The following is a 23,746-nucleotide window of genomic DNA, read 5'->3' as shown; positions in this document are numbered from 1 at the left end:
AGCTCTCAGTTTTCAGATTTCAGCAAAAAACAAAGCCCGAAATTCGACAATTTCGGGCTTTGTTTTTATAAATATTTTAGGTCTTATTTATCGAATATCGCTCTATAAATATCGTTTCCATTCGCATAAAGCACCAAAGCAATTAAGATAAAGAATCCTACCATTTGGGCATATTCCATAAATTTCTCGTTTGGTTTTCTACCGGTAATTATTTCGTAAAGCAAGAACATTACGTGCCCACCATCTAAAGCTGGTATTGGTAAGATGTTCATAAAGGCTAGAATGATAGAAATTAGCGCTGTTGTATGCCAAAATGCCTGCCAGTTCCACGCATCTGGGAACATCCCTCCTATAGCTCCAAAACCGCCAACCTGGGTTGCTCCTTTTTTGGTGAATACATATTTAAACTGATATACATAATCTCTAAGCGTCCAGTAACCGTCTTTAAAACCTTCAGTAATACTTTCAGCAAAGCCATATTCCTGAGTTTTAACCTCGAAGTCTCTTCTTGGTGTAACACCTAAAATTCCTTCTTCATCTGGAGTAGCCATTACGCTTTTAATTTCACCATCACGCTCAAAAACGATCTCCATTTCAGTATTCTTATTAGCTCTGGTATTTTTAGTCATTTCATGCCAGTAACCAATCTCCTGATCGTTAATCGAAATAATGCTATCTCCTTTTTGTAAACCGGCTAAACTCGCCGCAGTTTCAGGTGCAATACTGTCTAAAATTGGACGCTGGATAGGTATGAACGGCTGCATAATACCTTCTTCGAACATCTGCTCGCCGATATTTTCAGGTATACTTATCGTTTCTTCAGCTCCATTTTGATGTAATACAGTTACTGTATTTACATCTCGCATAAACAGTTTACGATTAATATCTACACTGTTTTGAAGATCTTCCCCATTAATCTGTAAAACACGGTCTCCATCTTCAAAACCAAATTCTTTAAATTCATCTACGATGGCAAAGCCTTCTGGCATTTCATCTGGACCAATGTAATTGGTTCCCCAAACAAAAAGGATCATCATAAAAAGTAAGAAACCTAAAACAAGATTCACCGTTACGCCTCCAAGCATAATTATTAATCGCTGCCAGGCCGGTTTGCTTCTAAACTCCCATTCTTGTGGTGGTTGGGCCATCTGCTCTTTATCCATACTCTCGTCGATCATCCCAGAGATCTTCACATAACCTCCAAGTGGCAGCCATCCGATTCCGTAAACCGTATCTCCGATCTTTTTCTTAAAAAGCGCAAACTTTACATCAAAGAAGAGAAAGAATTTTTCAACGCGGGTTTTAAATAATTTTGCAGGTATAAAATGTCCAAACTCATGCAACACAATAAGCAATGACAAACTAAGAAGAAGTTGAATTGCTTTTACTATAAATGGATCCATTCGCTAATATTCAATTTTTAAATCGCACAAAAGTAGTCTTTTAATAAGACCTAGAAAAGTTTGTAAGTTAACTAGCATTTATCCTGCCAAAATTTTAAGGCTTTTATTGTGGCAAATTAGCTGCTAGGCTGTAATTTTGCATAAAAATTTGCTATGCGTAAATTTCTTTCCAGATACAAGATCTTTCTTATCACCTTTGGGACGCTTTGTGTAGTGATCATGTGGTCTATTTACACCTTACTTAAACCAGATAAAAAGTTAGCCATTTACCAGCCGGATATGGTGAATAACGAATTGGTAGATACCACCATGCAATATGTAAGAAAGTATCACAAAATTGCAGATTTTAAGCTGGTAAATCAAAATGGTGACACCATTACCAACGTGAACTACGAGGATAAAATTTACGTTGCCGATTTCTTTTTTACCACCTGCATGACGATTTGTCCCATAATGACCGATCATATGGTGAAGATCCAAGAAAGGATCAAAAACGATCCAGATGTTTTTCTTCTTTCTCACACCGTGATGCCACGAATAGATACGGTAGCCCAATTAAAGCGTTATGCTGAAGAAAAAGGGGTTATTGACAGCAAATGGAATCTTGTTACCGGAAACAAAAAGCAGATCTACGATTTAGCCAGAAAATCTTATCTCGCAGCCAAAAGTGAAGGCGACGGCGGAAAGTATGATATGGTACATACCGAAAATTTTGTACTTGTAGACAAGGACAGGCAAATACGCGGTTTCTACGATGGCACTAATGCTGAAGCTATCGAAGAATTAATGGAAGATCTTAAAATCCTGAAGCGCGAGTACGAGGAGTAAAAGCCTACATTTTAACGCCTAAACTTTTGTACTTGGGCAAATTCCACTATTTTTGCGTTGTTTAAATTCAATCTAAATAAATTTGAAGGTTACAGTAGCTCATTTAAAGCGAGGCGAACGCGGAATCATCAAGGAATTTTCTGCAGATCATGTACCACTAAAACTCCTGGAAATGGGATGTCTCCCCGGTAACGAAGTAGAATTGGTACAAACCGCTCCCTTTAAAGATCCTATGTACCTTAACATCAACGGAAGCCATTTAGCCATCAGAAAAGAAACCGCTTTACAAATCGAAATCGAGCTTATCAAATGACCGGCAAACAGATTAACGTAGCGCTAATTGGAAACCCCAATACCGGTAAAACTTCAGTATTTAATCAGCTTACAGGATTAAACCAAAAAGTTGGTAATTATCCTGGGATCACCGTAGAAAAAAAAGAAGGAGTTTGTAAACTTCCTCGTGGTTTAAAAGCGCATATTTTAGATCTTCCGGGAACTTACAGCCTTAACGCATCTTCTTTAGATGAGAATGTGGTGATCGAATTATTGCTGAATAAAAACGATAAAGATTATCCAGATGTTGCGGTTGTTGTAAGTGATGTTGAAAATTTAAAAAGAAACCTTTTACTTTTTACCCAAATAAAAGACTTGGGAATTCCTACAATATTGGTGATCAATATGGCCGATCGTATGGAACGTAAAGGGATTTCTTTAGACGTTGATATTCTTGAAGAACGGTTAAACACAAAAATAGCCCTGGTTAGTGCGAGAAAACGCACGGGTATCGATAAGCTTAAAGAACTTATCATTAACCACAGAAATATTTCTAGCGAGCCTTGTGTAAATGCTTCGGTTATCGATCCAGATTACTTTGGCAATCTAAGAAAGGCTTTTCCTAAGCAATCAATTTATAAACTTTGGCTGGTGATTACCCAGGATGTAAATTTTGGGAACATCAATAGAAATGAGATCGATAAAACTTCAGGATTTAATACAAAATCGAATTCAGAGCTCAAAAGACTTCAGCAAAAAGAAACTATACACCGTTACCAGTTTATCAACGGTGCATTAAAAGAAGCTCTTAGCGTAGATAAAAATGCGGCCAAAGATCTACGATCTCGGTTAGACCGTGTTTTAACTCATAAAGTTTGGGGTTACGTTATTTTCTTTGCAATCCTGCTGCTCATATTCCAGGCGATTTACGATTGGTCCAGCTATCCTATGGATCTTATTGACAGCACTTTTGCTTCGTTAAGTGAGCTTACCAAAGCAAATTTACCAGAAGGTGTATTTACCAGTTTAATTGCTGAAGGAATTGTGCCGGGACTGGGTGGAATCGTCATTTTCATTCCTCAGATCGCATTTTTATTCCTTTTCATTTCCATTCTCGAAGAAACCGGGTATATGAGTCGTGTGGTATTTTTAATGGACAGAATTATGCGGCGCTTTGGACTTAGCGGAAAAAGTGTGGTACCTTTAGTTTCTGGAACGGCCTGTGCGATCCCAGCAGTAATGGCAACCAGAAATATCGAAAACTGGAAAGAACGTTTAATCACGATCCTGGTAGTACCATTTACTACCTGTTCTGCCAGATTACCAGTGTACCTTATCATTATCGCGTTAGTGATCCCAGATGAGACTTTTCTAGGTTTTAACCTACAGGGCTTAATGCTTATGTTTCTTTACCTACTTGGTTTTGGAACAGCCATTCTATCGGCATGGATCTTAAACGGAATCCTTAAGATCAAAAACAAAAGTTATTTTGTGATTGAGATGCCAAACTACAAAGTTCCTTTGCTTAAAAATATTGGTATCAACGTAATAGAAAAAACAAAATCTTTTGTATTTGGTGCCGGTAAAATAATTCTTGCGATCTCTATTATTTTATGGGTGTTAGCGAGTTACGGGCCTGGTGATAATTTTAATAATGCTGAAGAAATTGTTCGCGGAAATTATACCGAGCAAAGTATTCCTACTGAAGAAATCGAGCAGGAAATCGCCAGTTATAAACTGAAGCATTCGTATATTGGCATTATGGGACGTGGTATCGAACCTGTTGTAGCGCCTTTGGGTTACGATTGGAAGATTGGTATTGCGATCATTAGCTCTTTTGCTGCACGTGAAGTTTTTGTGGGAACTCTAGCGACGATCTATAGCGTTGGCAGTGACGAAGAAGAAACGATTAAAAATCGAATGGCAGCTGAAACCAATCCTATTCTTGGCGGACCATTATTTACTTTGGCAAGCGGAGTAAGTTTGTTGCTTTTCTACGCTTTTGCCATGCAGTGTATGAGCACGTTGGCAATTGTACAAAAAGAAACCAATAGCTGGAAATGGCCAATATTGCAATTAGTGATTATGAGTGTTTTTGCATATCTCGTCGCCCTAATTGCATTTCAGTTTTTAAAATAAACCTGTAAGAATTTTATAGAATTTCGACTTAAATACTATGGAACTTATACAAAACATTTTAGTCTTTATAACCTTTCTAACGGCTGTAGGATATTTGATCACCAAATTTATTTGGAAACCGGCATTTCTTAAGAAGAAAGCAAATAAAGAAAAGGCTTGCGGAATGAGCGACTGCGGTTGCAGCCACTAGTTCAGCAGTTTATCTAGCTGAATAGCTACTTTATACTCAGATTGTTCAATTTTGAAAGGATTTTCAGGGTAAGGAGCTAATCCTGTTACTTTTAGATCCACATTTTTTAACGGCTGATATTGTTTAAAATAGAGGTTTATTTTATCACTTATATAAATCTCCACTTCTCCCAACGATCTTTCCCTATCATCTTTAACTTCAAAAAGAAGTCTGGCGTTACCAGCTCTTATACAGGTTACATTTTTAGGGCAGCGGGAATCTACAAGCACTTCTTTAAAAACAATACTGTATTTTCCACAATCTAACTGTTCCCCTACTTTTAAAAAAGATTGAAGCCTGACTACCTCTGTTTGAGCAGACAGGCTTACTCCATTAACTATAAAAATTAAAACAAGTAATATTCTTTTCATGATCGCCTTTTTTTAAAGGACGACAACTTAAAGACAATGTTGCATTATCAACTAATCAATTTTCTATCCAAGCCCAACATCCAGTGTCATCATTACCATAAATCCACCAATAAATCCTAAAGTACTTACATCTGTATATTTACTCTGTTGAGATTCTGGCACTACTTCTTCAACGACTACAAATATCATTGCTCCTGCTGCAAAAGCTAAAGCATAAGGTAAAATTGGCTGAAATGTCATTACCGCCCAGGCACCAAGAACGGCAGCCATAGGCTCTACTATTGCTGATAATTGCCCATAATTAAAACTTTTTAATCGGCTAAATCCCTGTCCTCTTAAAGGCATCGCTACCGCAAAACCTTCAGGGAAGTTCTGTAAACCAATTCCTATCGCTAGAGCAACCGCCCCAGCAATACTTGCACCTTCAAAACCGGCTGCTGCACCGCCAAATAAAACACCTACGGCAAGGCCTTCTGGAATATTGTGTAAAGTGATGGCTAAAACCAACAAAACCGACTTATGCCAGGGAGTTTTTATTCCCTCTTTTTCTTCAGTATTAAAGTTTACGTGTAAATGTGGTAGGATCTTATCTAATCCAAAAATAAAAAGTGCACCCAAACCAAACCCAACAACTGCGGGTATAGTTTTTTCAAAACCTTCGCCGGGACTCATTTCTATCCCTGGAGCTAGTAAACTCCAAAAACTTGCAGCCACCATTACTCCGCCTGTAAAACCTAACATTCCATCAAAAAGCATTCGGTTCATTTTCTTGAAGAAAAAAACCAAAGCAGCACCAAGTGCGGTTAACCCCCAGGTAAAAAGCGTAGCATAAAATGCCGCTAATACAGGGTCTAAAGTTTCAAAATAGTCTACTATCGCGTTTAACATAATTTAGTTGGTTAATCTAAAGCCACCGGCTTTAAGTAAATATTATTAGCAGCCACTTTAGAAATGGTAAGCTCTTTATTATTCATTTTTAAGATCATAGAACCATCAAATTGTTCTTTTTCTAAAATGGTGATCGATTTCCCTAATTTGATCTTATTTCGATCTAAATACTGCAAAAATGCTGCAGAAGAATCTTTAACTCCCACACAAATTCCCTGGTCACCTTCGTTAAATTCGGCCAAAATCTTTTTTTCGAGATTCGCAAAATTACCCTCGGCATCTGGGATAGGATCACCGTGAGGGTCACGCTTAGGATACTCCAGAAATTTATCGAGTTTCGATATTAATTCATCAGATTTTATGTGCTCTAACTGCTCGGCAATATCATGTACCTCATCCCAGTTAAAATCTAGTTTTTCTACCAGAAAATATTCCCACAAGCGATGCTTCCTAATGATTTGCACGGCAATCGAATTTCCTTTTTCACTCAGTTTTACGCCCTGATACTTTTTATAGTTTACCAGATTTTTTTCGGAAAGCTTTTTGATCATATCGGTGACCGATGAAGCTTTAGTTTCCATTTCCTCGGCAAGCGCATTGGTGCTTACACCGCGAACATATTTCTTCTCTAAATGAAAGATGGATTTTAAATAATTTTCTTCGGAAAGCGTCATTTCAATTTTAATTACACACAAAAATACATTTTTTTATTTAAAAACAAATTTTTAGATTTGTCTAAAAATAATATTTAAACACCTGAAATTTATTGAAATGAAGATCTTTAGGCTCCTATTTTTCCTTTTTTCTACTATCGCTACCGCACAGGAAGCGGTAGAAATCACCGGAAAAATAAGCAGTACTTCTGGAGCTGTGGCTTTCGCAAATATTTCAGTAATTGGGCAATCACAAGGAACTTCAGCAGATCGAGAAGGGAATTTCAGCATAAAAACTTCCGCAGAAAACTCTTTAAAAATTCAGGCGATTGGTTACAAAACCAAAATCATAAAAATTACTTCTGAAATTATCCAAAATCAGCAAATAAGTATTCAGCTTGAAGAAGATCAGTTAGGATTAGATCAGGTAGTGATTAGTGCGACCAGAAATCGGGTTAATGTGAAAGAAGCCCCGGTGGTTGTAAATGTGCTTAGCCCAAAGTTATTTAACGCCACACAATCAATTTCAGTAGCAGAAAGTTTAAACTATCAACCCGGAGTTCGGGTAGAAACAAATTGCCAAAACTGTGGCTTCACGCAAGTCCGTTTAAATGGGCTAGACGGTAGCTACACACAGGTTTTAATAAATAGCAGGGCCGTATTTTCCGCCTTAAACAGTGTGTACGGTTTAGAACAAATCCCTACTTCTATTCTAGACCGTATCGAGGTTGTGAGAAGTGGCGGCTCTGCTTTATATGGATCGAATGCGATTGCTGGAACGATAAATATCATCACCAAAGATCCTGTTTTAAATTCATGGCAAATTTCATCGAATCTTGGCTTTATTGATGGTGAAATTCCAGATCGAACCTTAAATATTAATGGCTCTGTAGTGAATGAAGAATTGACTAGCGGAATCACCGTTTTTGGCATGAAACGCGATCGCAATAGCTACGATGCAAATAAAGACGGATTTTCTGAACTTACCGAACTTAGCAACACCAGCCTGGGCGCAAAAGCTTTTTTAAAACCGAATGAAAATAGTAAAATTACTTTAGATCTTACCGCTTTGGAAGAATATCGACGTGGTGGCGACAGATTAAATCTCGCTCCTCATCTTACCGATATCACTGAAGAATTAGATCACAACACCATAATTGGCGGAATTACTTACGAATTTCACAATAAAGACCGAAGCAATAATTTTTCGATCTACAGCTCTGGCCAGCATACCGATCGTAAAAGTTTTTATGGCGGATTGGGCGGTGGCCGAACAAAGCAGGATTCTATCACTGCGGCGAATGCCTACGGAAATACCGATGATCTTGCTCTTTTAGTTGGTGGGCAATTCACCCGAAATTTTAAAAATAGCGATGACATTTTAACCGTGGGAACCGAATATAATTTGTGCGATACTGAAGATCAAATTCCCGGTTACCAGCGTACGATCGATCAAAAAGTAAATTCTATCGGGGCTTTTGCTCAATATGAATGGAAACCTTCTGAAAAATTCACGGCGCTTATCGGTGGGCGTTTAGATCATGTAGTGATTAATGGCAATTATACAATTCAGGAAATTCAAAGAAAATCAGATATTGAACAGACGGTTGTGAGTCCGCGTTTAACTTTAAGATATAAAGTTTCAGACGACTGGCAGTTTAGAGGTGGTTATGCACGCGGATTTAGAGCTCCGCAGGCGTTTAATGAAGATATGCATATTTCTTCGGTGGGTGGTGAACCGCAATTTGTGATCTTATCAAATGACCTGCAAACCGAATATTCTAATGCCTATACTGCATCAGTAAACTACTCGAAGAATTTCAACAAATTACAAACCAATTTTTTGTTAGAAGGGTTTTATACCGAACTTCAGAATCCTTTTACTACGGTGAGTACCGGCGCAAGTTTATCCAATGGCTCGATATTGGAAGAAGTAAGAAATGGGAGCGGCGCTTATGTTAGCGGAATGAATTTTGAAATTGGCATTTCTCCTTCTTCAAAATTTAGTTTTCAAATGGGGGGAACACTTCAGAATTCAAAATATAAAGAAGGACAGATTTTATTTGAAGCTAACCATAGTAATCCCAATGAAAGCGATATTATTATTTCTGAATTTGTTCGTAATCCAAACGTTTACGGCTACCTGAATGCCAACATCTCGATCTTTGAAGAAACAAGTCTCGATCTTACCGGAACCTACACCGGACCGATGACCGTTCCTTTGGTAATTAGCGACAGCGGATTTTTACAACTAAATGAAAGTGATTCATTCTACGATTTTAATCTAAAACTAAATCAGCATATCGATATTACAGAAAGTTTTCAGGTGAATATTTATGGCGGAATTCAGAATCTTTTTAATTCCTATCAGGATGATTTTGATACTGGCGCTACCAGAGATTCAGATTATGTTTATGGCCCGTCACAACCCCGTACTTTTTTCTTCGGAATTAAGTTTGGGAATTTGCATGACCTTTAGAAGTTAGAATTTAGACCGCTTCGCTTTTAGATATGAGAGAATAGATTATAGAATTTAGCCTAGAAATGTTGAATATTGAATGTTGAATAAAATATATCGTCACTTCGAGTGATTTTAGCGAAGTGATAACGGAGCTAAAATTGTATCGAGAAGTGAATGGAAGTTAGAATTTAGATCGCTGCGCTATTAGAGTTTAGAATCTAGAGAATAAAATAGAGAAGCAAGAGTCAAGAGCCAGAAGTCAAAATTGTACAATTTAAAAAACAATTTTTGCTGAAAGCTGACTGCTGAAGGCTAACAGCTCAATACAACAAAACATGACCAAATATCTTCAAATATTGATTCTATTTTTAGTATTTCCAGTATTCGGTTATGCTCAAAAAGGTGATTCGATAAACTGGATCGATTTTGAACAATTAGAAGACTCTTTGGCGCTAAAACCGAAGAAAATCTTTATTTATTTTTATGCCGACTGGTGCGTGTATTGCAAAAAAATGGATCGAAATGCATTTAAAGATCCTGAAATTATCAAAAAATTAAACTCCGATTATTACGCCGTAAAAATGAATGCTGAAAGTACCGATACGATCACTTTTGACGTGCAAAAATTCTACAATCAGCAGGCAGAAAGTATCCGAAATGGCATTCATCAGATTCCGCTATTATTGGCAAGCAGAGAAAAGCGTGAATTCAGCTTACCGGCAATTTTAATTTTGGATGAAAAATTTATTGTCGAAAATCGCGAATTTCAGTATTTAACCACTCAAAAAATGATGGAGTTGATAAGCTATAATTGACTATTCTTGTGCTATTAAAGGCAGTACTATTAGCATTTCAATTTCAGAAATTTCAATCTGTTCTAAAGCTTGCCCATTTACTGATGCTCCTACCGGAATACTTAAATCGCTACATGGTTCTTCATTTTCTTCTGCCAGAATATCTAAATTGACAGTTTCATACCCCGCAACACTAATTTGATATTGAAAATTTTCTAAACTAGTAGGAAGAGATACGGCTAAAGAATGCTGAATAATACTGCTGACTGAATTGGGTTCTGCATTTTCAATTTCAGGTATATAAACAAAACTAGCATCTCCAAAATCTGCTTCTATTGTAATAGTTTCAGGATCAACACTTCCTGATTCTAGAAGATTCTCACCAGTATTATCTACCAGTCTTAAATGCAGCGCTGGAAGCGCTAAGCGCTATATCTACCAAATCACAGTCAATTGCTTCGTCATCATCGTTTGAACATCCTATAAAAAGAACAAAAACAAACAACAATTTTAAAGTAGATTTCATATTCTAAATTTTAAAATAGATACCTAAAAAAGTAAATGGTTGCGTGAAAAAGATTTTTTTGCGTTAGGGATTGCAGCGAAAATCCTTTTGCGAGGCACGAGCAAAAGATTGTAGTGTAAAGCCCGGCCGTAGGCAACGCCCAAATTAAGCCTCCATCATTTACTACATTAATTACAAATGGCTCGATGAGCCTTAGAAGCCGCGTTCTTTTTGGATGGTTTCGTAAGCTTCCTGTACTTTATCGAATTTCTCGCGAGCACCTTTTTTATAAGCTTCGTCCATGTGTTCTAACTTATCGGGATGGTATTTCTTTACCATTTTTCGGTAAGCTTTTTTCACATCGCTATCTGAAGCAGATTTATCGATCTCGAGTATTTTATAGGCATTATCTGGCGTTTGTTTAAAGAACATCGCCTTGATACTTTCAAAATCTTTAGCACCAATTCTTAGATAACTGGCGATCTTTTGGATCATATTCGCTTCTGAAGCACTTACCGATCCATCGGCCTGGGCGATCCCAAATAAAAAGTGCGTGATCTGTAAACGAGTTGGATATTGCGTTCTGCTGGCTAAATACTGCGAAATTCGAGAGGCCGATAATTCACGATTTTTAATAACATCGTTAAAGGTTCTAAAAGTCGCATTAGCACGCTCTTTCCCGTAGGCACGTACAAAATAAGAACGTACATAATCGAGTTCGGTTTGTGAAACTTTTCCATCTGCCTTGATCACCAACGCGCAAAGCGACAACAAATGAAGCTCGAAATCTCCCGGACTTACCGTAGAAGACTGCTTTCCTCCCATCATCGATTTTAGAAAACCACCGCTACTACGATTCCAATTATCTAAAAGTGTCCCAATAATAAAACCAATAATGGCCCCGGGATATCGCATGTACATAAAACCTAAAACAGCTAGAAGCCACTTTATCATAAATCGCAAATTTTTAGCAAAGATAACATTTACAAAACTAACCGCTTTTATTGTAAGGTAAGGGATTTAAGCACGACAACTTTAGAAGAAATTAGGTTTAAGGGCTGATTTTCATTAAGCTGAACTTAATTTAATATCTTTGTAAACTAATAAAGTCTAATACTAATAAATTACAATATATGTATCCAGCAGATTTAGTAAAGCCAATGCGTGAAGATCTTACAAGCATAGGTTTTGAAGAATTACATACCGTAGAAGATGTAGAAGCAGCAATGAAAAAAGAAGGGACTACGCTTGTTGTAGTAAATTCTGTTTGTGGATGTGCTGCAGCAAATGCTCGTCCAGGTGCTAGAATGTCTTTACAAAACGCAAAAACTCCAGATAATCTTTATACCGTTTTTGCAGGTGTAGATAGAGAAGCTACCGATGTTGCTCGTGGCTTTATGGTACCGTTCCCTCCATCTTCTCCTTCTATGGCATTATTTAAAGATGGTGAGTTAGTGCACATGTTAGAGCGTCACCACATCGAAGGCCGTCCTGCTGAAATGATCGCTGAAAACCTTACCGGTGCTTACGACGAATTCTGCTAAGCAGCATTCAATTTAAAATATCAAAAACCGACAAATTGCTTGTCGGTTTTTTTTATGTTCCAAAAGCAACCTATTTAGATTGTTTGTATCTAATTATTATGAAGAAAAAAATCTTGCTCATATTCTCGATTTTCGGCCTGCTTTCCTGCGCCGATGATGATACCGCTGAAAATAAAGCTGCTTTTGAAATGCAACTTCAGGAACAACTAGAAGCTATAACTAATCTTTCGGGTTCTGGAAATTGCAATGAAGACACAGATTGCGATTATTTAGCCTACGGAAGTAAAGCTTGTGGCGGGCCAAAGGGATACGTAGTTTTTTCAACCGCTATAGATGTAGATCTGCTGAAAGAAATGATCGAAGATTATACAAAGCTTGAAGAAGAGTATAATAATAAATTCAATATATTTTCAGACTGCTCCATCGAAGGTTTCCCAACGATTGGATGTGTAGATTCTAAATGCGCCAAAATGATCGAATAAGAATTACGAGGCTATTTCCTTTAAAAACTTATTTTTGTAGCTTTAATTTAAGCAATGAAAAAAGTTTTATCATATCCGTTAACGGTCATATTTTATTTTTTCTTCTTTCTAACCCTACTAATTTTTCATCCTATCCAATGGATCTCATTAAAATTAGGCGGTTACCAGGCGCATAAAAAGAGTGTCGATATTTTCAATTTCTTTCTGCTACGTTGCCTTAATTTACTGGGAACGCGATTTGTGGTCGAAAACGAACATCAAATTCCGGTTGAGCGTCCCTGTATTTTTGTGGCAAACCACCAGGGAATGTACGACATCCCTCCTATTGTTTGGTACATGCGAAAACATCATCCAAAATTTGTAAGCAAAAAAGAACTGGGAAAAGGAATACCAAGTATTTCTTTCAATTTAAGACATGGCGGCTCGGTACTTATCGATCGTAAAAACCGAAGGGAAAGTCTGCTTAAAATGGCCAAATTTGCCAAATATTTAAAGAAAACCAATCGATCTGCTGTAATATTCCCTGAGGGAACCAGAAGTCGCACCGGAAAACCTAAAAAGTTTGCTGCCAGCGGTATGCAAATGCTTTTTAAACAAATGCCACACGCCCTGGTGGTGCCTATCACCATTAACAACAGTTGGAAGCTTTTTCGCTACGGTAATTTCCCTTTAGATATCGGCGTTACCATGCGAATGAAAGTACACGAACCTATTGAAATCGACTCTACAGATCCAGAAAGCCTGGTAGCACTAGTTGAACGTACTATTATAACTGATATTCGATAAAATATGACTCAAAATGAATTGATTATCGAAAACACAATTCAGTTTGTAAAAGAAACTTTAAAAAATGCTGAAGGTGGTCACGACTGGTTTCATATCGAGCGGGTTTTAAACAATACTAAGCTAATCGCCAAAACTGAAGATGCAGATGATTTTATTGTGCAACTGGGCGCTTTGTTGCATGATATCGCCGACTCGAAATTTCATAATGGAGATGAAAGCGTTGGTCCAAAAATAGCAGCCGAATTTTTAGAATCTCAGCAGGTTTCTACGGAAGTTATTGATCATGTGGTAAAGATCATTCAGAATATCTCTTTTAAGGGCGGAAATATTGAACAGAAATTTCATTCGGCCGAACTTGATATTGTTCAGGATGCCGATCGTTTGGACGCCATTGGTGCGATAGGAATTGCGAGGACGTTTAATTATGGCGGATTTAAAAATCGAGCGATTTACGATCCCGAAATCGAGCCAAAACTGAATATGACCAAAGAAGAATATAAAGCTTCGAATGCACCAACCATTAATCACTTTTACGAAAAATTATTATTGCTGAAAGATCGCATGAACACTAAAACAGGTGCTGAAATTGCACAAAAACGCCATGAATTTATGGAGCAGTTTTTAGATCAGTTTTATGCAGAATGGAATGGGTTGAAGTAGACAGTTTCAGGAAACAGTTGGCAGTGAATTTTTAGAATACAACAAAAAAGACAAAAAATGAATCTAAAATTCATCAAAATTTTGGGATTGTATCAATTAATAGCAGGTGCTTTGGGCATTTTGACTTTCTTGTTCTTCCTTCACACAATTGATCTTTTAAACGTAGCATTAAATGGCTTATCTATTTATAGTGGTTACCTCCTTCTAAAAAAAGACTTTAAAAAAGGACTTAATTTATCTATTATCAATCAGTTCCTACAAATTATTGGGGTAAGTCTATTAGGATTTACCTTCAAATTTGTCGCCGGAATTTGTCTTGGTTTTTATATTGATCTTACTTCAGATACTATAATTGGTGCTTCCGTTAATTTGAATATCTGGCAAATGAGTTTTAGTTCAAATACTGAGCAAATAAGGATCAGTTTAAACTTTATACCCGTGATCTTAATTAATTATATTTTTAGGGAAAAAGCTAAGCTAACTTAAACCTCCCCCTGACAAACCGGACAGAAATAAGTGGTTCTTCCAGAAACTTTTGTTTGTTCGATCTTACCGTTATTTCGTGGGCAATCGGCGCCTTCGCCTTCTTTTCTTAATCGGGTTAAGTAAGATTCAGGAACTCGTTTTCCTTCGATTCTGGCTTCTTTTACCACTTCTAAAACATCCCCTATTTTATCGAAAATCGATTTTAGTTGTTTTTGGCTTAAATTATTTACCTTATTTTTAGGATGAATTTTAGTTTGAAATAAAACCTCATCGGCATACATATTTCCTATCCCGGCAATTAAACTTTGATTCATCAACAAGCCTTTAATCGTACCGCTTCTACCATCACAGATGTCTAAAAACTGTTTTTCAGAAATTGCTAAAGCATCTACGCCAAGATTGTGAGATTCCTGAAATGCATCAACACTTTCAGCTAGATATAGTTTTGCGAATTTACGCGGACAAGTAAACGCAAGCTTAGAATCATCTTCAAAAATCAGTTTTAATTTCGTGTATTTTGGTGTTTCATCATGCTGATAAAAATCTAGTTTTCCGGTCATTCCAAAATGCATCACCAGCACTCCGTTTTTCTTTAGTTTCAGAAATAAATATTTTCCCAGCCGAGTTGTAGACTCAAATTCGTTGTTTTTAAGATGCTTTTCAAAGTCAGATTTCGGCGATTGATAGATCTTTTTATCTCCGGTTTCAACAGCAACTATCTTTTTATGTAGAATTGTCGCATCTGCATATTTTTTCTGGTAAGCAACTTCAGGAAGTTCGGGCATGGTTTTGTTTTAGTTTACAGTTTTCGGTTGAGCTTTCAGCCTTAAGCTATCAGCTATCGGTTTATTCAAAATTCAGCATTTAGAATTCAAAATAATTTAGCAAATCTTCAAATTATCTTGTCTCTAAAATTAAAACTCCTGAAACCAGAATTCGCTAAATCCCTGCTAAAGTTTAAACTTCAACATATCAAAAACACTAAAAAATCTATCTAAAAAAAACTACAATTTTGAAAAAATAGACTTATCGATTAAAAGGATACTTAGAGATCCAATGAAAACCTCTGTTGTTCAGCAAGAAATCTTCACGGCCTTTTCTTTCGGTTTTAAAATAGATACTATCACCTTTAAAAATACCTTCAAACTCATAAATATTCGATTCCGGTTTCATTTTGTAATCAAAAAACCCAACTTTACTAGAATCACGTTCCTTTAAATAGATTTTTTGGGCAACAGTATCTGTTTCTGCCACGTAATAAACACCTTCATCATTCATTTTTTGAAGATACACAAGCTCTGGCCGATCAAAAATAAGTCGCTTAAATTGCAAACTATCATCTAATCGAGCCGGTCTTTTTATATGATTCAGCTGAAATTCATTTAATTCATAAATTCCGTATAACTCATGTTTAGGACCAAGGTCACCATACATATCTTGTCTACGTATTGTAGAAATCAGTTTTAAAACAACAAACACAATGATGAATAAAAACTTAGCAATTTGAAGCGTATAATTTTTCCATTTTTTCGAAAATGGTTTTACATATTCGATTTTAGAAACATCACGATTAAGGATAAAAACATTCAGTAATCTTTTGCCGTCTATCAAAATCAAGAAGGCTGAAAAAACACATAAATGCAATGAAAATTGTTTTACAGGAATATCATAAGAAATATTCATCATAAAAACATTTAACATCACCCCAAAACTCAAAACGGCACCTAATGTTCTGGTTCGTTTGAATATAAGCAGAATAGCAGCAATAGTTTCAGACCAGCCTGCAAATACGGTGTAGGTTTTAGAAAACCCCATATAATTCCAGGCCAGTCCCATTGGTGACATTTCGCCAAAAGGAGTTACAAGCCTTATTAAATATGGCTCTCCAAACTGAAGTTTAAAGACTTTAATGATTCCGTAAGTTAACAATACAAATATTAGGTAATAACGTATGTATTGTCCTCCTATATAAATGAGTTTATTCGAATTTATTTTTCTTCGGAAGAGTAAGAAAATCACTGTACAAAGTATAAAACTTAGAATCCCGATCAATAAACATCTCACAAAGTCGTACAAGGTGTCTCCACTCCCTGTATTTTGAACATGATAAGCATCTGGATTATTCAGAAAAGTCTCAGCGAACCATGGAACTATAACATGCCAAGTATTTTGATGAAATATCCTTTCAAAAAAATACAGAGGAGTAAATGAGTTTAGCGGAAAAGGAAAAATATAAAGAACCGAATAAATAAAGAAAAACAGAATTACATATTTCAGCAATTCTTCGCCAAAGGAATTGAGTTTCATAATTTTTGATTGATGGTTTAAGTCTGAATGAAAAGGCTTTCCAATAAATAACGAAACTCTAATTAAAATATTTTCAGCGCATTATTAAAACAACTTCATCTGCCCGTCTTTGTAAATCTCGTGTAAACCACAGTTCAATGTCGGCCGCTCACGATCTTTCAGGTATAAATTTCTAGCAATTTTAAACTGTTGCTTTACCTGGTCTGCGAATTCTCCTTCTCCTTTCATTCGGGTTCCAAATCGGCTATCGTTTAAACTTCCGCCGTGAACACTTTCAATTTGATGAAGCACCTTACTAGCTCTATCAGGCATGGTTTTATTGATCCAATCGGTAAAGATCGTACCAATAGCACCGTTCAATCTTACGATCGTATATCCAACACTAAGCGCTCCTCTATTCGCAATTTCTTTAACCAGGGGCATAATTTCGTGACTATTAACTGACGGGATTATTGGTGCCATCATCACATTTACAGGAATTCCTTTTGCTGAAAGTTTCTCGACAGTTTCCAGTCGTTTTTTGATACTTGCTGTACGCGGTTCTAAAATTCTTCGTGTTTCTTCCTTTAAACTGGTGATCGAAATATTTACGTGAACTAATCGGTCTTTATGCAATTCTTCTAAAATATCAAGATCCCGAAGCACCAGGGAATTTTTGGTAATAATACCCACCGGGTGCCGATATTTCAAAAATGTCTGAAGCAATTTTCTGGTAATTTCCAGTTGCTTTTCTACCGGCTGATAGCAGTCTGTATTTCCCGATAAAACGATCGGCGCTGCCTGCCATTTTTTACTGCGGAGTTTCTTTTCTAATAACTCAACCGCATTTTGCTTTACCAAAATTTTCTGTTCGAAATCCAACCCTGGACTAAAACCCCAATATTCGTGAGAATTCCGGGCGTAGCAATAAATACATCCATGCTCACAACCCTGATACGGATTTAAAGAATAGCTCATTCCAACATCGGGACTTTCAACTTTATTTACAATGGTTTTAGGAAAGGTGTCGATGATGGTGGTTTTGCTTTCTTGAAAATCATCACCTTCTGCAGCGCAATAATTCAAAAAGTCATCTCTAAACTCGTGGCTATTTGCATCAAATCGATTAGGAACATTGCTCTGTGCTCCTCTACCTTTTATATACTCTTGAGATTTGGACATTTCACAAAATTATGGAATTTTTCCACTTATGAGGAAATTATCCTAATTTATTTCCAAAATAAATACCTCAAGATAAATCCATGAGGCACTTTTTGATGATGTATTTTATATCGAGGCAAGGCTCGAATTATTCAATCTCTATTATCGCGTAAATCCAAATTTGTCGATAAGGGTCAGTTTCTATTTTCCGGGAAATTCTGCTTTTCGTTTATTCAAGAAAGCTGAAGTTCCTTCTTTAAAATCTTCGGTTCCAAAAGCATTTCCAAATTCGTTGATTTCAACCTCAAATCCATTAACGCCTTTTTCATAGCTCGCATTAATCGCTTTTATCGCTCCTTCAATAGCAACCAAAGAATTTTTAAGGATCTTCCCGGCTAGCTTTTCAGTAAATTCTAAAAGCTCTTCCTGGGTGGTTACATGGTTTACTAAATTATATTGCAAAGCCTGATTAGCATCGATCATTCCGGCCGTCATGATCATTTCCATAGCGCGACCTTTACCTACGATTTGCGTCAACCGCTGTGTACCGCCATAACCAGGAATTACGCCCAAAGAAACTTCAGGCAATCCCATTTTAGCATTTTCAGAAGCTACTCTAAAATGTGCTGCCATCGCTAATTCCAATCCGCCGCCTAATGCAAATCCATTCACCGCTGCAATTACCGGTTTTGGAAAATTTGCCACAAAATCAAACAATTTCGCCTGACCTTCCGCTGCTAACTGCTTTCCTTCTTCCGGAGAAAAGTCGGCAAACTCGCTAATATCGGCACCGGCAACAAACGCCTTTTCACCACTTCCGGTTAAAATAATCAATTTTACATCTTCATCATCTTTAGCTTCAGAAAAAGCTTCGTGAAGTTCTTGTATCGTGTCTTTATTTAAAGCATTAAGTTTAGAAGGACGATCGATAGTAATGTAAAGGATCTCATTCTCTTCTTCAACTAAAATATTTTGGTAACTCATCGTGTTGGTTTTTTATTTTTGATTGTCCGTAATTTGTAATAATTGGTTGTGTTCGTCATTCCGGACCTGTCCGTCCGGCAGGCGGGCTTGATCCGGAATCTCATACTGTATTGAAAACCGAACTATTGTGATGAGACCCTGAATCAAGTTCAGGGTGACCACACCTAATTATGATCTATTCAATTTTTTATTAAAGGTAGCATTTTGAACCTGTCTTCCCAAACACCAAAAATTATGTTATTTAGGAAAACGGACTTTAAAGATAGTTCCTTTGCCTGGTTTTGAAGTAAAATTTATACTTCCTTTATAAGTTTCTACGATGTTTTTAACCATGGCAAGCCCCAATCCCATTCCGCTGCTTTTGGTAGTAAATTTAGGCTCAAAAATCTTTTCGCGATTTTCTTCTGTAATTCCCTGCCCGTTATCACAAACACTAATACATACATTATCCGGCTCTTCGTCGATGCTCACCACGATCTTTGGATCTTCGGTTTCATCCATCGCCTGGATAGCATTTTTCACCAGATTGGTCACTACGCGGATGAGTTGCGTACGATCGAATTTGGCTAAAATTTCTTCTTTTTCTGAATTAAAGACAATATAATTTTCGTTGAAAATATCAAGCGCCAGTTTGGTGATCTTAGGCACATTTAAGGTTTCGTTTTGCTGCGCAGGCATTTTTGCAAAGTTTGAAAATGCTGAAGCGATCGAACTCATCGTATCGATTTGGTTGATCAAGGTGTCACAAAATTCATTGACTTTATGTTCAATTTCGGGATCATGGCGATCGAATCTACGCTCAAAACTCTGCACACTTAATCGCATTGGCGTAAGCGGATTTTTAATTTCATGTGCTACTTGCTTTGCCATTTCTCTCCATGCCTGTTCTCGTTCACTGGTGGCCAGTTTTACGGCACTTTCTTCCAGCTCGTCGATCATAGAATTATATGCTGAAATTAATGCATAGATCTCTTCAGAAGCATTACTGAGCTCGATCTTTTGGTTTCGCTTATCTAAACGTGTTTGATTGATCTTTTCTGAAATTATCTTTAAAGATTTCGTGATATATTTTGAAAGGAAATAAGACAAAATAATGGCCAAAGCCAGCATAAAAAGATACACTTCACCAAGACGCATCAAGAAATCGTTAAGGTCTCGATTTAATACACTATCATCCTGAAGATAGGGCAAATACAAGATCGCCAAAGGTTTAAAACGCTGATCTGTAATATAAGTGTAAGACGACTGAAATTTCTCGCCATTCGTTTCTCCTTTCAATAAATATCGCCGATTAGAAGAAGCATCTAATTTGGCTAAAATCGGTTTATCGATCTGGTAATCTGTAGTGTCTTTAAAAAAATTCTCTTTAGAACTTATCAATAAACTTCCTTCAAGATCATAAATATTGATCTGCATCTCATGCACCTGAGACATCTCGTAGATCTTTTGATTTTGTTTAAAAATGGAAGGAATATTTTCAGTATTTACCATGTAGGTAGTACTGGCCAGCACAAAGTTGATATTCTCACGTATTGCTGTTTCTTTTCGTTCCAGTCGTTCACGGTGATAAGCCTCAGCTTCTTCTTTATATTGGTAAACGGTGACACCGGCGATCAAAATAGAAGCTCCCAACACCAGAAGGATCATGGAAATAAAGATACGCGTACGTAAGGATAATTTTAAAAGCTTCATAAATTGCCAGTTACCTCAAATTAATCAAAATCATTGGGTTGATATTCGATGATTTCAGACTAAATTATTTTTTCAGAAAAGAATCAATTATCACACCAATTACGCATTGGGGTTTTTAGAGCGTATCTTTTTATATAATTTGATTCCGAGCATTAGTAGAATTCCCAATGCAAAAATTCCTATTACTCCGTAGATCCAATTCAGCGCATTTCTAACAATTACCAGAAATATTACCGAAAACAAGATCACAGTAGAACCTTCGTTCCAAAGACGCATTTGTCCTGAAGTATATTTTACTTTATCAACCTGAAGTTGTTTAAAAATATGATGCGTTTTTAAATGATAAGCAATTAGCAAAATCACAAAACCAAGCTTTACATGCATCCATCCCTGTTGCAACCAAACGGGCTGCATGATCAATAAGATTATTGCGAATAAAGTTGCTAGGATTGCCGATGGCCAGGTAATAATAAACCATAAACGCTTAGCCATAAGTTTTAGCTGTGTTCCTAAAATCGACTTATCGGGTTCGGGTTTATCAAAAGCTTCAATCTGGTATACAAACAATCGCGGAATATAAAAAAGCCCGGCAAACCAGGTGATCACAAAAATAAGATGAAGCGATTTTATGTAATTATAATATTCCAAAGGCTGCTATTTAGGATACAAATTAAAAGCTTTTCTATTAATCGTGTTTTAAATTATGCCTGATTTCACGATTTACAAAATAACCCGTTACAATGGTTGAAAGCACATCGGCAATCGGGAAACTTATCCAAACACCTAATTCTCCGTAGTAATTCGGTAAAATTAAAATAAGCGGAATAAAGAAAAATCCCTGTCTGGAAAGCGTTAATAATAAAGCCGGAACTGCTTTTCCTATCGCCTGAAAATATGCCGCGCCAATAAGTTGTAAGGCGATAATTGGCGTTGCTGCAAAAACCCAACGCATAGCACCAGGTGTACGCTCGATAATAGCTTCATTTTGGGTAAAGATCATGGCGATTTCTTTTGAAAACCCCATGATTAAACCAAAAACCACGCACCCCATTAAACAAGCATATAGGATCGCTCTATTGATAGAACTGCGGACTCTGCCATACTTTTGAGCACCGTAATTATAGCCGGCAATTGGTAAAAATCCCTGTGTAATTCCCAAAACCGGAAATAAAGCAAACATCAGCATTCTACCAATGATCGCATAAACAGCAACTCCGTCTTCACCAGCCAGATCAAAAAGAATATTATTCATTAGTAAATAAATAATACTCACCACCGCCTGTCGTGCAAGCGTTACAAATCCCAGAGAACCAATCTCACGAAGAATAGGAAAATCTAGCCTAAAATGACTAAAATCGATCTTTAACTCAGATTTACCAGAGAAGACAAAAAACCAGAAAATATACAGGAAACAAACCATATAAGATCCTGTAGTTGCCCAGGCAGCGCCATACATTCCAAGATCCATTACATTTATAAAAAGATAATCGCCTATAATATTTCCTACGGAAGGAATAATCATCGAGATCATGGCGAAATTTGGTTTTCCTTCAGCTCTAATTACATTATTGCCCATCATGTTAAGCGCCAAAATTGGCACTCCGTACAGAACAATGCGGTAATAGATCTTTGCAGGTTCAAAAATATCACCTTTCCCACCAAAAGCAGGAATAAGCTCATTGATAAAAGTAAGGCCCAAAATCACCAAACTAACACATAACAAAAGTGTTAGTGTAATTTGATTACCAAAGGTTTTACGTGCTTTTTTATCGTTATCTGCACCAAGTGCACGGGAGATGATTGAAGAACCTCCAATCCCGATACTCATCCCCAAAGCAGCAATAAAAAATGAAATAGGTAAAACCACATTAATTGCGGCTATCGCAGTAGAACCAATCCAGTTTCCCACAAAAATGGTATCTACCAGGATATTTAGCGACATCACCAAAATTCCAACAGATGCGGGTAGTGCCTGCCGAATTAAAAGTTTACCTATGGATTCATTTCCAAGCGCTTCAGAGCTTACTTTTGCCATTATGCTTCAACGGGTTTTTGATGCGCCCACTCGTCTACCCAGCGAGACAGCATTTTAACCCAGTCTTCACGATCATTTAAGCAAGGAACTACGGTAAATTCTTTTCCCCCGACTTCATGAAAAATTTCTTGCCCTTCCATCGCAATTTCTTCCAGAGTTTCTAAACAGTCTGAAACAAAAGCCGGAGTAACAATGGCCATTTTTTTGATGCCTTGTTTTCCAAAACGCTCTATCGTTCTATCGGTATATGGTTTTAACCATGGATCGAATCCTAATCTGGATTGAAAGCTTACACTGTAAGTTCCTTCTTTTAGATTTAAATATTCAGCTACTAGTCTTGTGGTTTCGTAGCATTGGTGACGGTAACAAAATTGATGTGCAGAAGATGCTGTTTGGCAACAACTACCATCGATCTTACAATGCGAATTTGTGATATCACTTTTCCTGATATGACGCTCTGGAACTCCGTGATAGGAGAACAATAAATGCTCAAAATCCAGATTTTGTAATCGCTCCTGAATACTATTTCCCAAAACACGAATATAATCTGGATGATTATAAAATGCCGGAACCGAAGTAAACTTCATGTCTGGGAAATGCTTTTGGCGTAACTGTTCAGCCAGCACCAAAATAGTTTCGGTGGTTGCCATTGCAAATTGTGGATACAACGGGAAAAGCAACACTTCGTCTACTCCTTTTTCTCTAAGTTCTTTTAAACCATCGTAGATACTTGGCGTTCCGTAGCGCATAGCCAAAGCAATTGGCACCGAGGTCATTTTATCAACTTTTTCCTGTAATCTTTCAGAAAGAACAATTAATGGCGAACCTTCTTCCCACCAGATTTTTTGGTAAGCCTCGGCAGATTTTTTTGGTCGGGTATTCAGGATAATTCCTTTTACTAACAACGAACGGAACACGTAAGGCACATCGATTACGCGCTCGTCCATTAAAAATTCACCAAGATATTTTTTTACGTCTTTTGGATCTGTGCTATCGGGGGATCCCAGATTAACTAAAAGTACGCCTTTGCTCATGTCTTTCTCTTTTTTGCATTACAAAGTTAAGCCTATAAATTTGTTCAACTAT

General features: G+C 37.0%; 24 protein-coding genes. 10 read left to right on the top strand and 14 right to left on the bottom strand.

Features of this window, described 5'->3' with window-relative positions:
- Positions 1 to 83: 83 nt before the first annotated feature.
- A complete protein-coding gene (gene rseP / locus BM201_RS03075) occupies positions 84 to 1,403 on the bottom strand; it encodes an RIP metalloprotease RseP (protein WP_092539911.1) in 1,320 nt (439 codons plus the stop codon).
- 153 nt (positions 1,404 to 1,556) lie between these two features.
- Here rseP and BM201_RS03070 point away from each other — a divergent pair, with 153 nt between their 5' ends.
- From BM201_RS03070 to feoB, 3 genes are all read left to right on the top strand, one after another.
- Positions 1,557 to 2,231, top strand: a complete 675-nt coding sequence (locus tag BM201_RS03070; protein ID WP_092539910.1) for an SCO family protein — start codon at positions 1,557 to 1,559, stop codon at positions 2,229 to 2,231.
- Between the two features lie 82 nt (positions 2,232 to 2,313).
- Positions 2,314 to 2,544 (top strand): FeoA family protein, encoded by a 231-nt coding sequence (locus BM201_RS03065; protein WP_092539909.1) that lies wholly within the window; start codon positions 2,314 to 2,316, stop codon positions 2,542 to 2,544.
- Positions 2,541 to 4,643, top strand: coding sequence for a ferrous iron transport protein B (gene feoB / locus BM201_RS03060; RefSeq protein ID WP_092539908.1), 2,103 nt, complete (start codon positions 2,541 to 2,543; stop codon positions 4,641 to 4,643). Before BM201_RS03065 ends, feoB begins: the two co-directional genes overlap by 4 nt.
- Before the next feature lie 186 nt (positions 4,644 to 4,829).
- Here the strand turns inward: feoB and BM201_RS03055 are convergent, their stop codons facing one another.
- From BM201_RS03055 to BM201_RS03045, 3 genes are all read right to left on the bottom strand, one after another.
- Positions 4,830 to 5,243: a hypothetical protein gene (locus BM201_RS03055; protein WP_092539907.1), complete on the bottom strand. Its 414-nt coding sequence runs from the start codon at positions 5,241 to 5,243 to the stop codon at positions 4,830 to 4,832.
- Positions 5,244 to 5,306: 63 nt separating this feature from the next.
- Positions 5,307 to 6,131, bottom strand: a complete 825-nt coding sequence (locus BM201_RS03050) for a ZIP family metal transporter (protein WP_092539906.1) — start codon at positions 6,129 to 6,131, stop codon at positions 5,307 to 5,309.
- Between the two features lie 11 nt (positions 6,132 to 6,142).
- A complete protein-coding gene (locus BM201_RS03045) occupies positions 6,143 to 6,805 on the bottom strand; it encodes a metal-dependent transcriptional regulator (protein ID WP_092539905.1) in 663 nt (220 codons plus the stop codon).
- Between the two features lie 97 nt (positions 6,806 to 6,902).
- Between BM201_RS03045 and BM201_RS03040 the strand changes: the two genes are divergently transcribed.
- On the top strand, positions 6,903 to 9,263 hold the full coding sequence (locus BM201_RS03040; protein ID WP_092539904.1) for a TonB-dependent receptor: 2,361 nt from the start codon (positions 6,903 to 6,905) through the stop codon (positions 9,261 to 9,263).
- A gap of 317 nt (positions 9,264 to 9,580) precedes the next feature.
- Positions 9,581 to 10,060: a thioredoxin family protein gene (locus tag BM201_RS03035; RefSeq protein ID WP_175486963.1), complete on the top strand. Its 480-nt coding sequence runs from the start codon at positions 9,581 to 9,583 to the stop codon at positions 10,058 to 10,060.
- Positions 10,061 to 10,427: 367 nt separating this feature from the next.
- On the opposite strand, the gene BM201_RS18075 is transcribed toward BM201_RS03035, so the two are convergent.
- Together BM201_RS18075 and BM201_RS03030 are read right to left on the bottom strand one after the other, a co-directional pair.
- Positions 10,428 to 10,565, bottom strand: a complete 138-nt coding sequence (locus BM201_RS18075; RefSeq protein ID WP_175486962.1) for a hypothetical protein — start codon at positions 10,563 to 10,565, stop codon at positions 10,428 to 10,430.
- Between the two features lie 192 nt (positions 10,566 to 10,757).
- Positions 10,758 to 11,498, bottom strand: a complete 741-nt coding sequence (locus BM201_RS03030) for a TerB family tellurite resistance protein (protein ID WP_092539902.1) — start codon at positions 11,496 to 11,498, stop codon at positions 10,758 to 10,760.
- 179 nt (positions 11,499 to 11,677) lie between these two features.
- Between BM201_RS03030 and BM201_RS03025 the strand changes: the two genes are divergently transcribed.
- The 5 genes from BM201_RS03025 (at position 11,678) to BM201_RS03005 (ending at position 14,502) form a co-directional block, all read left to right on the top strand.
- On the top strand, positions 11,678 to 12,088 hold the full coding sequence (locus tag BM201_RS03025; protein ID WP_013069643.1) for a BrxA/BrxB family bacilliredoxin: 411 nt from the start codon (positions 11,678 to 11,680) through the stop codon (positions 12,086 to 12,088).
- Between the two features lie 98 nt (positions 12,089 to 12,186).
- On the top strand, positions 12,187 to 12,570 hold the full coding sequence (locus tag BM201_RS03020; protein WP_092539901.1) for a hypothetical protein: 384 nt from the start codon (positions 12,187 to 12,189) through the stop codon (positions 12,568 to 12,570).
- A gap of 54 nt (positions 12,571 to 12,624) precedes the next feature.
- A complete protein-coding gene (locus BM201_RS03015) occupies positions 12,625 to 13,356 on the top strand; it encodes a lysophospholipid acyltransferase family protein (protein ID WP_092539900.1) in 732 nt (243 codons plus the stop codon).
- A gap of 3 nt (positions 13,357 to 13,359) precedes the next feature.
- On the top strand, positions 13,360 to 14,016 hold the full coding sequence (locus BM201_RS03010; RefSeq protein ID WP_092539899.1) for an HD domain-containing protein: 657 nt from the start codon (positions 13,360 to 13,362) through the stop codon (positions 14,014 to 14,016).
- Positions 14,017 to 14,073: 57 nt separating this feature from the next.
- Positions 14,074 to 14,502: a hypothetical protein gene (locus tag BM201_RS03005; RefSeq protein ID WP_092539898.1), complete on the top strand. Its 429-nt coding sequence runs from the start codon at positions 14,074 to 14,076 to the stop codon at positions 14,500 to 14,502.
- Here BM201_RS03005 and BM201_RS03000 read toward each other — a convergent pair.
- From BM201_RS03000 to hemH, 8 genes are all read right to left on the bottom strand, one after another.
- Positions 14,499 to 15,287 carry an Fpg/Nei family DNA glycosylase gene (locus BM201_RS03000; protein ID WP_092539897.1) on the bottom strand — a complete coding sequence of 263 codons (789 nt, stop codon included), beginning with the start codon at positions 15,285 to 15,287 and terminating at the stop codon, positions 14,499 to 14,501. The two genes, BM201_RS03005 and BM201_RS03000, sit on opposite strands and share 4 nt — an antisense overlap.
- Positions 15,288 to 15,528: 241 nt before the next feature.
- Complete coding sequence (locus BM201_RS02995) at positions 15,529 to 16,809, bottom strand: hypothetical protein (protein ID WP_092539896.1); 1,281 nt, start codon at positions 16,807 to 16,809, stop codon at positions 15,529 to 15,531.
- An 84-nt stretch (positions 16,810 to 16,893) separates the two neighbouring features.
- Positions 16,894 to 17,970 (bottom strand): PA0069 family radical SAM protein, encoded by a 1,077-nt coding sequence (locus BM201_RS02990; RefSeq protein ID WP_092539895.1) that lies wholly within the window; start codon positions 17,968 to 17,970, stop codon positions 16,894 to 16,896.
- Positions 17,971 to 18,150: 180 nt separating this feature from the next.
- Positions 18,151 to 18,933, bottom strand: coding sequence for an enoyl-CoA hydratase/isomerase family protein (locus BM201_RS02985; RefSeq protein WP_092539894.1), 783 nt, complete (start codon positions 18,931 to 18,933; stop codon positions 18,151 to 18,153).
- 237 nt (positions 18,934 to 19,170) lie between these two features.
- Positions 19,171 to 20,625, bottom strand: a complete 1,455-nt coding sequence (locus BM201_RS02980) for a sensor histidine kinase (RefSeq protein WP_092539893.1) — start codon at positions 20,623 to 20,625, stop codon at positions 19,171 to 19,173.
- A 99-nt stretch (positions 20,626 to 20,724) separates the two neighbouring features.
- Positions 20,725 to 21,273, bottom strand: a complete 549-nt coding sequence (locus BM201_RS02975) for a CopD family protein (RefSeq protein ID WP_092539892.1) — start codon at positions 21,271 to 21,273, stop codon at positions 20,725 to 20,727.
- 37 nt (positions 21,274 to 21,310) lie between these two features.
- Entirely contained in the window at positions 21,311 to 22,660 is a 1,350-nt protein-coding gene (locus BM201_RS02970; RefSeq protein ID WP_092539891.1) for an MATE family efflux transporter, read from the bottom strand.
- Positions 22,660 to 23,694, bottom strand: coding sequence for a ferrochelatase (gene hemH, locus BM201_RS02965; RefSeq protein ID WP_092539890.1), 1,035 nt, complete (start codon positions 23,692 to 23,694; stop codon positions 22,660 to 22,662). Before hemH ends, BM201_RS02970 begins: the two co-directional genes overlap by 1 nt.
- Between the last annotated feature and the right edge of the window lie 52 nt (positions 23,695 to 23,746).

The organism is Zunongwangia mangrovi, assembly GCF_900112105.1.
GTDB classification, from domain to species: Bacteria; Bacteroidota; Bacteroidia; order Flavobacteriales; family Flavobacteriaceae; genus Zunongwangia; species Zunongwangia mangrovi.
Note: the sequence above shows the minus strand (reverse complement) of the source record. Positions and strands in the feature narration are given on the sequence as shown.